This is a genomic window from Streptomyces sp. SID12501 (assembly GCF_010550245.1).
Lineage (GTDB): Bacteria > Actinomycetota > Actinomycetes > Streptomycetales > Streptomycetaceae > Streptomyces.
The window spans coordinates 1-12,859 of sequence record NZ_JAAGLU010000017.1 but is presented as its reverse complement, the minus strand read 5'-3'; the positions used below and the strand labels follow the sequence as shown (position 1 = coordinate 12,859).

Here is a 12,859-nt window from a genome sequence, read left to right as displayed (position 1 = left end):
ACCAATGTCCGCACTGCCTCGGAACGTACCGTCCGTCGTCGAACCACCCGGTGCGCAATGGCTGCGCAGCAGCTACAGCACCGGCGCGAACAACTGTGTGGAGACGGCCCGTCCGGACACCGGAGTCCGGGCCGGACTGCTCGCCGTACGCGACTCCAAGAACGCGGCGGGGCCCGCCCTGCTCTTCTCCCCCGAGAGCTGGGAGGGCTTCCTCACCGCGCTCCGGTGATCGCCCTACGACACACGGCCGCGTCCGCCGACTCATGGTCGCGTGTCACTGATCACCCGCACCACGGATCTACGGATCTACGGATCTACGATCGGTTCTCGCCGATCACCCGTACCGCCCGCGCGATCTGTTCCTCGGTCAGGTCCGCGCGGGCGGTCAGCCGCAGCCGGGACACTCCGTCGGGCACGGACGGCGGGCGGAAGCAGCCCACGCCCACTCCTGCGGCCCGACAGTCGGCCGCCCACCGCACGGCCTCCTCCGGTGACGGCGCGCGCACGGAGACGACGGCCGCGTCCGGGCGTACCGCCGCCAGCCCCTGAGCCGTCAGCCGGGTGTGCAGCTCGCGCGCCACCGCACGCGCCCGTGCGGCCCGTTCGGGCTCGCGGCGCAGCAGCGTGAGGGCCGCGAGGGCCGCGCCCGCCGCCGCGGGGGCGAGACCGGTGTCGAAGATGAACGTACGGGCCGCGTTGACGAGGTGCTCGATCACCGGCGCGGGTCCCAGCACAGCACCCCCCTGGCTGCCGAGCGACTTGGACAGCGTGACGGTCACGACGACGTCCGGTGCGCCCGCAAGTCCGGCCGCGTACGCCGACCCTTGCCCGCCCTCGCCCAGAACCCCCAGCCCGTGCGCGTCGTCGACCACCATCCCGGCGTCGAACTCCCGGCAGACGGCGGCGAGGTCGGCCAGCGGTGCCGCGTCCCCGTCGACCGAGAAGACGGTGTCGGACACGGCCACGGCGGGCCCGGTGTGCGTGCCGAGCGCCTTGCGGACGGCGTCCGGGTCGGCATGCCCGACGACCTGGGTCGTTCCCCGGGCCAGGCGGCAGCCGTCGATCAGCGAGGCGTGGTTGCCCGCGTCCGAGACGACGAGGGAGCCGTGCGGTGCGAGCGCGGTGACCGCGGCGAGATTGGCGGCGTAGCCGGAGGAGAAGACCAGGGCTGCCTCGAAACCGCAGAAACCGGCCAGTTCGCGTTCGAGTTCCGCGTGCAGTTCGGTACTGCCGGTGACGAGCCGCGAGCCGGTGGCCCCGCCGCCCCAACGCCGGGCGGCCCTCGCCGCGCCCTCGGTGACCTCGGGGTGGCGGGCCAGGCCCAGATAGTCGTTGCTCGCGAGGTCGAGGAGCGATGAGTCGGCGGGGCGGGGCCGCAGGGTCCGCACGAGTCCGGCGCGGCGGCGCGCCTCGGCCTGCTCGTCGATCCAGCCGAACGCCATGGGTCGGTCCTCCGGGGCAGCTACACGTTTGTAGGCAGTGGACAGACCCTAGCGGGCCCCTCCGACACCCAGGATGTGGCAATACCCACAGCCAGAATTATCAAGCAAAGAATCAACACAGGTCAGCAACCCAGCGCGCCTTCGGCGTGCGCCGGGAGAGCGGTAAATCCCGGCGCACGCCGGGGGTGCTTCTGTATGCCCTGACGGTGGCTGGGTCGGGTTCGGGATCGTGGTGTGGCCGTTCCGGCCGAAACCGTTGCCTCTGTGATGCTGTGCAGCTCGTAGGTCAGCATGGTGCTGAGGGCCGTCCACGGGGACCGTGGAGTGTTGCTGTGAGCACGGGCGTCAGATTCCTGATCCACCCTGGCCCTCCCGGAACGGCGTACCGCTTTGCCCTCTGCCGAGTGGAAGGAGCGAGCCGTGGACGTCCTCCACGAACGCTGCGCGGGTCTGGACATCAGCAAGAAAGACGCCAAGGTCTGCGTCCGAACTCCCAGTGCCCGGCGGCGCGGGACCTTCACCACCGAGACCACCACCTGGGGCGCGACCACGAACGCGGTGCTGGAACTGCGGGACCACCTGCTCGCCGCGCAGGTCACGCCGGTGGTGATGGAGGCGACCTCGGACTACTGGAAACCTTTCCACCACCTGCTGGCCGAGGACTTGAACGTGATCCTCGTCAACGCGCGGCAGGCCAAGAACCTGCCCGGCCGCAAAACGGATGTCTCGGACGCGGCCTGGCTGGCCCAGCTCGGCGCACACGGCCTGCTCAAAGCCTCCTTCGTGCCGCCCCAGCCGGTGCGGGAACTACGCGACTTGACCCGGGCCCGGACAGTGGCGACCCGCGAACGCAGCAGGGTCGTCCAGCGGCTGGAGAAGCTGCTGGAGGACACCGGCATCAAACTCTCCGCGGTGGCCGCCGACATCATGGGCGTCTCGGGCCGGGCGATGCTCGAAGCCCTGATCGCCGGGGAACGCGACCCGCAGGTGCTCGCCGAGCTCGCCAAACGCAAGCTCCGCAACAAGATCCCTGCCCTCACCGAGGCACTGACCGGACGCTTCCGCGAGCACCACGCCTTCCTGACCCGGTTGCATCTGGACCAGTACGACCAGCTCACCGCCGTCATCGAGCAGCTCACTGGGCGGATCGAGGAGGCGATGGCGCCCTTTCGCGACGCCCTGGACCTCCTCGACACCGTCCCCGGAATCAACCAGGCCATCGCCGAAGTGATCGTCGCCGAGACCGGCGGCGACATGAGCCGCTTCCCCACCGCCAAACACCTGGCCTCCTGGGCCGGAGTCCGCCCCGGCCACCACCAGTCCGCCGGCCGGACCAAAAACTCGAAGGTCCGCCCCGGCAACCCCTACCTCAAAGGCGCCCTCGGCCTGGCCGCCATGGGCGCCGCCCGCACCAAAGACAGCTACCTCGCCGCCCGCTACAAACGGCTCACCGCCCGCCGAGGCGTGATGAAAGCCCTGGTCGCCGTCGAGCACTCGATCATCACCGCGATCTGGCACATGCTCACCGACACCAGGCCCTACCACGAACTCGGCGGCGCCTACTTCACCCAACGCGACCCCGAACGCACCGCCCGCCGCGCCATCACTCAGCTCAACCAACTCGGCTACAGCGTCACCCTCAACCCCATCGAGGCGGCAGCCTGACCACCGGCACGACCACGCACCCGGCGCCCACACTCCACGACGCCGGGCACACAACCCTGCCCACACCCACTCTGAACAGGTCCTATTTACGCGTCAGAGGCTTTATCACACCACCCGCACTTGAGGGAACCCCGCCGGCTGGCCGTTCTTGACCGGCCCACCGAACGCGGCCCGGTTGGCTGGTGTGTCCGGCGCGTCCAGCACAAAACCGTCCACCGCGGCCAGCCGCATCCCGCGGCAGAAGGAGCCCTCCAGGCCGACGGGCCCCGGAGTAACGGGACCCGCCGATGCGTGCTATTCGCCTCGCGGCCGAACCCAGGGCGTGTATCTGCTCATCAGGCACGCCCTGCCTGGTTCTTTAGCCAGTCATCAAGGGTCCGCGCGGTTGTCTCTCCGTGTTTTTCGATCATCGAGTGGTGGTCGCCGGGGACGTCCACCACGTCCAGCGGTACCGGCCACACGGTCTGCCACTCGTCGGGGACGATGCGCGGCCGGCCGGAGTCGGCAGGAATCAGTTCGGAGGCGCGGAGCAGGAGTACGGGGGTGTCGACAGGCCGTGGCCTCCAGGTCTCGAAGAGGGCGAAATACGTGGCCATCGCGGTGAGTCGCATGCCGGTCATGCGTCCGAACTCGGCCTCTCGTTCGAGGGAACGCTCCTCCATGACATGGACGATGTAGTCGGTCTGCGGGGTGCCGGCCAGGTAGGTGTCCAGCATGACCACGCCGGTGGCGGGGGTTCCGAGTTCCTCCAGACGGGTTGCGACCGCGTACGCGAGCGACCCTCCGGAGGACCGGCCGGCCAGGGCGAACGGGGCACCGTCCAGGTCACGGAGGATCGTGCGGGCCGCGTGCTCGACGACCGCCTCGACGCTGCCGGCGACGAGTTCGTCGGCGGTGAATCCCGGCATCATCAGGGAGTAGGTGCTTCGCAGGCCGCGCAACGGCCGAGCGAGGCTGACGAACTCCTGGTCGCTGGCCCACACGGAGGTCGACGGCAGGCCGACGAGGGCCGGATACTGGTCTCCGTCACCGAGTTTGACCAGTCCCGGGGCGCTGCCGACCTGGTCGGCCGAGGTGAACGCCGGGCGCAGGCCCGCCGAGTTCATCAGGACCTTGCCTGCCTGGTCGTAGCGGCCGACGGTGAGGGCATGCCGGTAAAGGGCCTCGACGGCACCCGCGACAGCGGTGGCCGGGTCGGTCGGGGCCGCGGCGCGCGCGGGCTCGTCAGCAGGGGCGGTGAACTGCCGGTTGAGGGCCGTGACCAGTGCCGTAGGGGTCGGATGGTCGAAGACCAGGGTGGGCTGGAGCCTCAGTCCGGTGGCGGCGGTGAGCCGGTTGCGGAGCTCGACCGAGGTGAGGGAGTCGAATCCCAGCTCGCCGAAGGCCCGGTCGGCATCGATGCCGTCGGGGCCGCTGTACCCCAGCACCCGGGCGGCCTCGGCGCGCACGAGTTCCAGCAGCGCCGCCTCGCGAGTGGCGGGGTCGAGACCGGCAAGCCCCGTGGCCCCCGTCCGGTCACCGCCGTGGTTGCCATCCCGGACGGAGGTCCTTCGGGGAGCGGCGGCGCGGACAAGGCCGCGCAGGACGGCCGGAATCCGTTCCGCGGGCATCGCTTCGGCGGACCTGAGCGCGAGGCGGAGAGGAACGAGCAGCGGCTCGTCCGGTTCCGCCATGGCCCGGTCGAGGGCCTCCAGTCCGAACTCGGCGGTGAAGGGCAGAAGCCCGCTGCCGCCGAGCCGGACCCGTGCGGACGCGTCGAGTGCGTCGGCCATGCCGCCGGTGCCCTGCCAGGGGCCCCACGCGAGGGAGAGCGCGGGCTGCCCCGCGGCCCGGCGGTACTGGGCCAGGGCGTCGAGGAAGGCGTTGGCTGCCGCGTAGTTGGCCTGGCCAGGGCTGCCCAGCACTCCTGCGGCGGAGGAGAACAGCACGAAGGCGGTCAGTTCGTGTCCTGCGGTGGCGTCGTGCAGGTGCCAGGCCGCGTCGGCCTTGGGACGCAGGACGCTGTCGAGTCGTTCGGGAGTCAGATCGGTGACGAGACCGTCGTCCACCACTCCGGCGAGATGGACGACTCCGGTGAGGGGATGTTCGGCGGGGATCCCGGCGAGCAGCCGGTCGAGCGCCTCGCGGTCGGCGACGTCGCACGCGGCGAACGTGACCCGGGCACCGGCGTCGGTGAGTTCGGCGGTCAGGGTGTCCGCTCCGGGGGCGGCCGACCCGCGCCTGCCGGCCAGCAGCAGGTGCCGTACACCGTGTCGGGTGACGAGGTGCCGGGCCACGAGGGCGCCGAGGGCTCCGGTCGCGCCGGTGACCAGGACGGTGCCGTGTGTGTCGAACCGCGTCGGCTGCCCGCCCGGGGGGACGGCCGGTTCCCTCGGCGTCGCGGGCAGTCGGGTCAGCCGAGGCAGGTGGGCGGTGCCGGCGCGCAGGGCCAGTTGCGGTTCTCCTGTCGCGAGTGCGCCCGGCAGGGCGGCGAGCGAGGTGTCGTCCTCGTCCAGGTCGACCAGGACGATCCGGCCCGGATGCTCGGCCTGGGCCGCTCGGGCCAGGCCCCACACGGCGGCGGAGGACGGTCGTGGCCCCCGGTCGTGCGGGCCGACAGCGACCGCGCCGTGGGTGACGAGCACCAGTCGGATGCCGGCCAGCCGTTCGTCGGCGAGCCACGCGCCCAGGGTGCCGAGCGTCTCGTGGGTGGCGTTGCGGGCTGCGGTGGCCGCGTTGTCGTTCTCCGGCGCGTCGCAGAAGACGACGACGGCGGTGGGAGCCGGCGCACCGCTGTCGAGCGACTCGGTGAGGGACTGGCGGTCGAGGTAGGGGACGACGTCCAGGCCGGTGGCAGTGGCCAGTCGGGGCCGCAGTTCCTGCGGATCGAGGCCGAGCATGCCCCACGCACCGGGCGCCTGCCCGGACCCGGAGGCGGGTGCCGCGGTCGGCCACTGCAGCCGGTACAACGGCTCGTTCTCGTGCGCGGTGGCGCGCTCCGGGACGGCCGAGGGTGTGCGCAGGGTCAGGGAATCGACGGTCAGGACGGGCCGGCCGTCGGGGGTGGTCAGGTGTACGCGTACCGCGCCGTCCCCGGTGGGCGAGAGCCGGACGTACAGTTCGTCGGCGCCGGTCGCGTACAGCCGTACGCCCGACCAGGCGAAGGGCAGTCCCGCGGGGACCGCGGCGCCCTCGGGGCCGTCCGCGCCGAGGATGCCGAGGGCCAGGGGCTGGAGTGCCGCGTCCAGGAGCGCCGGGTGGACGGCGTACCCGTCGGCGGTGTCCGTGCCGTCGTCGGGGTCCGTACGGGAGTCGGTGCCGACATCGTCGGGCAGGACCACCCGGGCGTAAAGTGTGCCCGCCGTCTGCCAGAGATCGGTGAGGCCGTGGAAGGCCGGGCCGTATTCGAGGCCCGCTTCGGCGGTCCTGTCGTAGAAGTCGTCCAGCGGTACCCGGCGGGCGTCGGCCGGCGGGTGGGCGGTGTCGCCCGTGTCCGGTTCGGCTGTCGGGCTGCCCTGGGCGAGGAGGCCGGTGGCGTGCCGGGTCCACGACAGATCGGGGGTCTCCTCGGACCTGGCGTGGACGGTGAAGGGCCGTCGGCCGTTGTTGTCCGCGGCTTCGACCGTCAACTGGAGGGCGATTCCGGCGCGTTCGGACGGCGGAAGTGGCAGGGGCGCGTGGATGACGAGTTCGTCGAGCCGGTCGCAGCCCACGTGTTCGCCTGCGTGCAGGGCCAGTTCGACGAAGGCCGTGCCGGGCAGCAGCGGGGTGCCGGCCAGCGCGTGGTCGGCCAGCCAGGGGTGGCCGGCGAGGTCGAGCCGACCGGTGAGCAGCACCCCACCGGACGCGGGCAGCGCGGTGACCGCGCCGAGCATGGGGTGGTCCACCGCGACCAGGCCGACGGCCGACGCGTCCCGGCCGGCGCCGACGCCGCCGAGTACGCGCAGCCAGAAGCGTCGGTGCTGGAAGGCGTACGTCGGCAGCGGGACCGTACGGGCGCCCGTGCCCGCGAAGTACGTGTCCCAGTCGACCGGCGTGCCCTCGACGGCGAGCCGTGCGACCGCCGCGACCAGGGCGTCGGCCTCACCGAGGTCACCTCCGCGCAGGGCGGCCAGGCAGGTCACGGCGGAGGGGGTGTGATCGGCTGCGGTCTCCTCGGTCATCGCGGTCAGGGCGCCGCCCGGGCCCACCTCCAGAAAGGTGCGCACCCCTCGGTCGAGCAGAGTGCGCAGCCCGCCGACGAAGCGGACCGTGTCACGCACATGCCTGACCCAGTAACCGGGCGCGCACAGTTCGGCCGCGGAGGCCGCGGTTCCGGTGATGTTGGAGATGACGGTCAGTTCGGGCTCGTGGAAGGCGACCCGCGCCAGTTCCGAGGCGAAGTCCGCGAGCATGGGCTCCATGAGCGAGGAGTGGAAGGCATGGCTCACCGCGAGCTTCTTGGTCCGGTAGCCAAGCCCGACGAACTCGGCCGCGACCCCCAGGATCTCGCTCTGTGGGCCGGAGACGACCACCGAGGTGGGGCCGTTGACCGCAGCGATGCCGACACTGCGGTCCGAGTGAGAGGCCAGTACCCCGACCACCTCGGTCTCGAGCGCCTGGACGGCCAGCATGACTCCGCCGGGCGGCAGCGCCTGCATCAGTCGGCCGCGCGCCGCGACCACGCGGCAGGCGTCGGCGAGTGACCAGACTCCGGCGACGTGGGCGGCGGCGAGTTCTCCGACGGAGTGGCCGATCAGTACGTCGGGACGGATGCCCCAGCTCTCCAGGAGCCGGTACAGCGCCACTTCCACGGCGAAGAGGGCGGGCTGGGTGAACTCGGTCCGGTCCAGTTCCCCGGGACGTTGGGGGTCGGTGGCGAAAACGACGTCGCGCAGTGGGCGGGGCAGCAGCCCGTCGAACTCCGCGCAGATCGCGTCGAAGGCGACGGCGAAGACGGGGTGGCGCTCGTACAACTCCCGCCCCATGCACACCCGTTGGGATCCCTGACCGGGGAAGACGACGGCGAGCGGGGTTTCGCGCACGACGCCCCGGATCACCTCGGCGGTGGCGGCCGGCGTGCCGACGGCCAGCGACTCCAGGCCCGCGACCAGCGCGGGGAGGTCGTCGGCGACGACGGCCGCGCGGTGGGCGAGAGCGCTGCGCGTGGTGGCGAGCGAGCAGGCGACGTCCAGCGGGGTCGTGCCGGGGCGTGCCCTCAGGTCGGCGAGGAGACGTGCGGCCTGGTCGCGCAGGGCGGCTTCGGTGTGGCCCGAGACGAGCCAGGGCACGACGCTCGCGGGTCGGGGCGCTTCCGGCGTTGCTTCCGGCCCCGTCGCCGGCTCGGCATCCTGCTCCTGCTCGGGTGCCTGTTCGAGGACGAGATGGGCGTTGGTGCCACTGATGCCGAATGACGAGACGGCCGCCCGGCGCGGGCGCCCGGTCTCCGGCCAGGGTTGGTGTTCCGTCAGCAGCCGTACCGTACCGGCGGACCAGTCCACCTGCCGCGTCGGCTCGTCCACGTGCAGCGTGCGCGGCAGCACGCCCTCCCGCATCGCCAACACGGTCTTGATGACCCCGGCGACACCGGCGGCGTACTGGGTGTGGCCGATGTTGGACTTGATGGAGCCGAGCCACAGGGGTTGGTCCTCAGGGCGGTCGCGGCCGTACGTCGCCAGCAGGGCCTGCGCCTCGATCGGATCGCCCAGCCGGGTCCCCGTGCCGTGCGCCTCGACGACGTCGACGTCCGTCGCGGCAAGACCGGCGTTGGCCAGGGCCGCCCTGATCACCCGTTGCTGGGAGGGTCCGTTGGGCGCGGTCAGCCCGTTCGACGCGCCGTCCTGGTTCACCGCCGAGCCCCGGATCACGGCCAGCACCCGATGGCCGTTGCGGCGGGCGTCGGAGAGCCGTTCCACCACCAGCATCCCCACGCCCTCGCCCCAGCCGGTGCCGTCGGCCGTGTCCGCGAACGCCTTGCACCGCCCGTCGGAGGAAAGGCCGCCCTGGTTGGCGAACTCGGCGAACGCCCCGGGTGTCGCCATGACGGTGACGCCGCCGGCCAGCGCGAGGTCGCACTCGCCCGCCCGCAGCGCCTGCCCCGCCAGATGCAACGCCACCAACGACGACGAACACGCCGTGTCCACCGTCACCGCCGGACCCTCAAGACCCAGCACATACGACACCCGGCCTGACATGACGCTGCCGGACGAGCTGGTCAGTGCGTAACCGCTTGCCAGGGAAGGGGAGTTCATCAGCAGAGCGCCGTACTCCTGCGGGGTGCCACCGACGAACACGCCGGTGCGGCTGCCACGCAGGGACAGCGGGTCGATGCCTGTCTGTTCGATCGCCTCCCACGACGCTTCGAGCAGCAGTCGCTGCTGCGGGTCCATGGAGAGCGCCTCGCGGGGCGAGATGCCGAAGAACTCCGCGTCGAAGTCGCCCGCGTCGTAGAGGAAGGCACCCTGTCCGGAGAGGGTGGTCTGCCGTCCGGGATCGTAGAGGGCCAGCGCGTCCCAGCCCCGGTCCACGGGGAAGTCCGCCATCTCGTCCCGGCCTTCGGTGACCAGACGCCACAGGTCCTCCGGGCCGGTGACACCGCCGGGGTAGCGGCAGGCCATCCCGACGACGGCGAGCGGGTCGTCGTCCACGGGCAGGCGGGCGGGCGGCAGCGCGGGGCTCGCTGCTTCCACGCCGCCCAGCAGTTCCTGGTGCAGGAGGGTGGCGAGGGCGGTGGGGGTGGGATGGTCGAAGACCAGGGTGGCGGGCAGGCGCAGACCGGTCGCGGCGTTCAGACGGTTGCGCAGCTCGGTCGCAGTCAGCGAGTCGAACCCCAGGTCCTTGAACGGCCGGCCGGCCGCGATCTCCGCCACGTCGGAGTGGCCCAGCACCGCCGCCGCCCGGGTACGCACCAGATCCAGCAGCACGGCACGCCGCTCCGGTTCGGCGAGTCCGGCGAGGCGCTCGCGCAACCGGCCGGCGGCGGTGGTGTCGTCACTGGAGGCGCGGTCGGCGTCGGAATCGCCGCGCAGCGCGCGTGCCGCCTCGCGGATCTCCTCGATCAGCGGGCGGCGCCGGGACAGGGCGTAGACGGGTGCGAACCGCGCCCAGTCCATGTCGCTGACCGTCAGCGCGGTCTCGCCGTGTTCGACGGCCTCCCGCATCACCTCGATCGCCGACTCGGGCCGCATCTGCCGTACGCCCATGCGGTTCAGCTGGTCGGCGAGCGCTCCGAAGCCTTCCAGCATGCCTCCGTCGGCCCAGCCGCCCCACGCGAGCGAGGTCGCCGTCAGCCCGCGTGCCCGCCGCTCGTACGCGAGCCCGTCGAGGTAGGCGTTGGCGGCAGCGTAGGTCGCGTTGCCCGCGCTGCCCCAGACTGCGGCGCCGGACGAGAAGAGCACAAACGCGTCGAGGTCGAGACCGGAGGTGAGTTCGTCCAGGTGCCGGGCGCCCTCCGCCTTGGCCGCCATGCCGTCCGTCAGCTCCTGCGGTTCGACGGCGAGCGCCGGACCGTAACTCGTGGAACTGGCGGCGTGGATGACGGCGCTCAGGGGCCACGACGGCGGTATGTCGTCCGCCAGTACGGCGGCCAGGGCATCCCGGTCGGCCACGTCGCAGGCCGCGAACGTCACCTCGGCTCCGAGTGCCCTCAGTTCCTGGGCGAGTTCGTCGGCCCTGGGCGCGGAGGCGCCCCGGCGGCTGACGAGCAGCAGGTGCTCCGCGCCGTCGGCGGCCAGCCAGCGGGCCAGATGGGCGGCGATGCCGCCGGTGCCGCCGGTGATCAGTACCGTGCCGCGCGGCTTCCAGGGCCGTACCGGCCCACGGTCGGTGAGCGGAGCCCGCACCAGCCGCCGCGCGTAGGCCGCGGGGCCGCGGATCGCCAGCTGGTCCTCACCCGCGGCAGCGCCCGACAGCAGGGCCGGCAGCAGGGCGGCGACGCTCTCGCTCCACTCGCGCGGCAGGTCGAGAAGACCACCCCACCAGTCGGGATGCTCAAGGCCCAGCACCTGGCCGAGCCCCCACAGCCGAGTCGCCTCCGACCGTACGGCGTCACTGGTGGCCACGGCTGCGGCCCCCCGGGTCAGCCACCACAGCGGCGCCTTCACGTCCGCCGCGCGCAGGGCGCGGGTCAGGACGAGGGCGTCACCGGCCGTCTCCAGCAGGGAGACGACACCGGCGTACCCACCGGCGTGTTCCGCGATGTCCGTACCGAGGGTCGCGTTGCTGGAGACGTCCAGGTCGGCACCTGCCGTGCGCAGCGCCTCCGCGATCTCTCCCCCGTCGCTGCCGTGGGGGACGACCAGCAGCCAGTGCCCAGACAGCGGCGCCCCCTCCGCGGCGCGGGGCGAGAGGGTGATGCGCCGCCAGGCCACGCGGTAACGCCAGTCGTCGGTCGCCCGGCCGGACGAGGCACGTGCTCCGGCGCCGTCCGGCAGCTCCATCCAGAAGCGGCGGTGCTGGAAAGCGTAGGTGGGCAGGTCGACCGGCCTGGCGCCACTGCCCGCGAACCACTCCTGCCAGACGACACCGGCGCCCCGGACGTACGCCTCGCCCAACGACAGCAGCAGCCGCTCGGGGCCGCCCTCGCCGCGGCGGAGCGTTCCGGTGACAGCCACGTCGCGGCCGGCCGACTCGGCCGTCTCCTGCACAGCGGCCGTGAGTACGGGGTGGGGGCTCACCTCGACGAAGACGTCGTGCCCCTGCTCCAGGAGCAGCCGTGTCACCCGCTCGAACTCCACCGGCTGCCGCAGATTCCGGAACCAGTAATCCCCGTCCAGGCTCTCCGTGTCGACCCGGTCTCCGGTCACCGCCGAGTAGAAGGCCACCTGGGATGACACCGGCGTCACGTCGGCCAGCAGATCCGCCAACTCCACACGCAGGCCCTCCACCTGGAAGGAGTGCGAGGCGTAGTCGACGGCGATCCGCCGTGCCCGTACACCCTGTTCCTGCGCCCACGCCAACAACTCGTCGAGCGCCTCGGTCTCGCCGGCGACCACGACCGAGGCCGGGCCGTTGACCGCCGCCAGATCGATCCGGCCGCCCCAACGGGCCAGTTTCTCGCGCACGTTGTCCGCGGGCAGCTGTACGGAGACCATCCCTCCTTTGCCCGACAGTGCGAGGATCGCCTGCGAACGGAGGGCTACCACGCGGGCACCGTCCTCCAAGGACAACGCACCCGCCACCACGGCCGCCGCGATCTCGCCCTGCGAGTGACCGACGACGGCCGCCGGCTCCACGCCGTACGACCGCCACACCTCCGCCAGCGACACCATCACCGCCCACAGCACCGGCTGGATCACATCCACCCGGCCCAACTCGACCTCATCGGACAGGACATCGGTCAACGACCAGTCCACGAACTCCGACAACGCCTGCTCGCACTCTGCCATCCTCGCCGCGAACACCGGCGAAGAACTGAGCAGTTCGGCCGCCATTCCCACCCACTGCGACCCCTGCCCCGGAAACACGAACACCGTCTTCGCCTTGGTGCCTGTCCCCGTGACCAGGCCAGGCATCTCCGTGTCCTCGACCAGGGCACGCAGCCGGTTGAGGAAGCCGTCCCGGTCGTCGGCGACGAGTACCGCCCGGTGCTCGAGGGCGGCGCGGGTGGTGGCGAGGGAGTGTCCGACGTCGGTGGTGGTGAGGTCGGGGTGCTCGTTCAGGTGGTCGTGGAGGCGGCTCGCCTGCGCACGCAGCGCGGCCTCGGTGGCCGCGGACACCGTCCAAGGCACAGGACCCGAAACGGGCGCTGCCTCGACCCCCGGCACAGACTCGCCCTCAGGCCCCGCGACCTCTCC

The 12,859-nt window shown here is 72.2% G+C and carries 4 protein-coding genes; 2 read left to right on the top strand and 2 right to left on the bottom strand.

Annotation, left to right across the window (positions count from 1 at the left end; genetic code table 11):
- Positions 1 to 4: 4 nt before the first annotated feature.
- The gene (locus G3I71_RS21195) at positions 5 to 229 is read left to right on the top strand and encodes a DUF397 domain-containing protein (protein ID WP_164316411.1); all 225 of its coding nucleotides are present in this window, start codon (positions 5 to 7) and stop codon (positions 227 to 229) included.
- Positions 230 to 314: 85 nt separating this feature from the next.
- Here the strand turns inward: G3I71_RS21195 and G3I71_RS21190 are convergent, their stop codons facing one another.
- On the bottom strand, positions 315 to 1,442 hold the full coding sequence (locus G3I71_RS21190) for an 8-amino-7-oxononanoate synthase (protein WP_164316410.1): 1,128 nt from the start codon (positions 1,440 to 1,442) through the stop codon (positions 315 to 317).
- A 420-nt stretch (positions 1,443 to 1,862) separates the two neighbouring features.
- Between G3I71_RS21190 and G3I71_RS21185 the strand changes: the two genes are divergently transcribed.
- Positions 1,863 to 3,107 carry an IS110 family transposase gene (locus G3I71_RS21185; RefSeq protein ID WP_164316409.1) on the top strand — a complete coding sequence of 415 codons (1,245 nt, stop codon included), beginning with the start codon at positions 1,863 to 1,865 and terminating at the stop codon, positions 3,105 to 3,107.
- A 335-nt stretch (positions 3,108 to 3,442) separates the two neighbouring features.
- Here the strand turns inward: G3I71_RS21185 and G3I71_RS21180 are convergent, their stop codons facing one another.
- Positions 3,443 to 12,781, bottom strand: a complete 9,339-nt coding sequence (locus G3I71_RS21180) for an SDR family NAD(P)-dependent oxidoreductase (protein ID WP_343243022.1) — start codon at positions 12,779 to 12,781, stop codon at positions 3,443 to 3,445.
- Positions 12,782 to 12,859 lie beyond the last annotated feature (78 nt).

Bases quoted from the DNA above. Each gene is read 5' to 3' on its own strand.
- G3I71_RS21195 (WP_164316411.1), top strand. From the start codon at position 5: ATGTCCGCACTGCCTCGGAACGTACCGTCCGTCGTCGAACCACCCGGT.
- G3I71_RS21190 (WP_164316410.1), bottom strand. From the start codon at position 1,442: ATGGCGTTCGGCTGGATCGACGAGCAGGCCGAGGCGCGCCGCCGCGCC.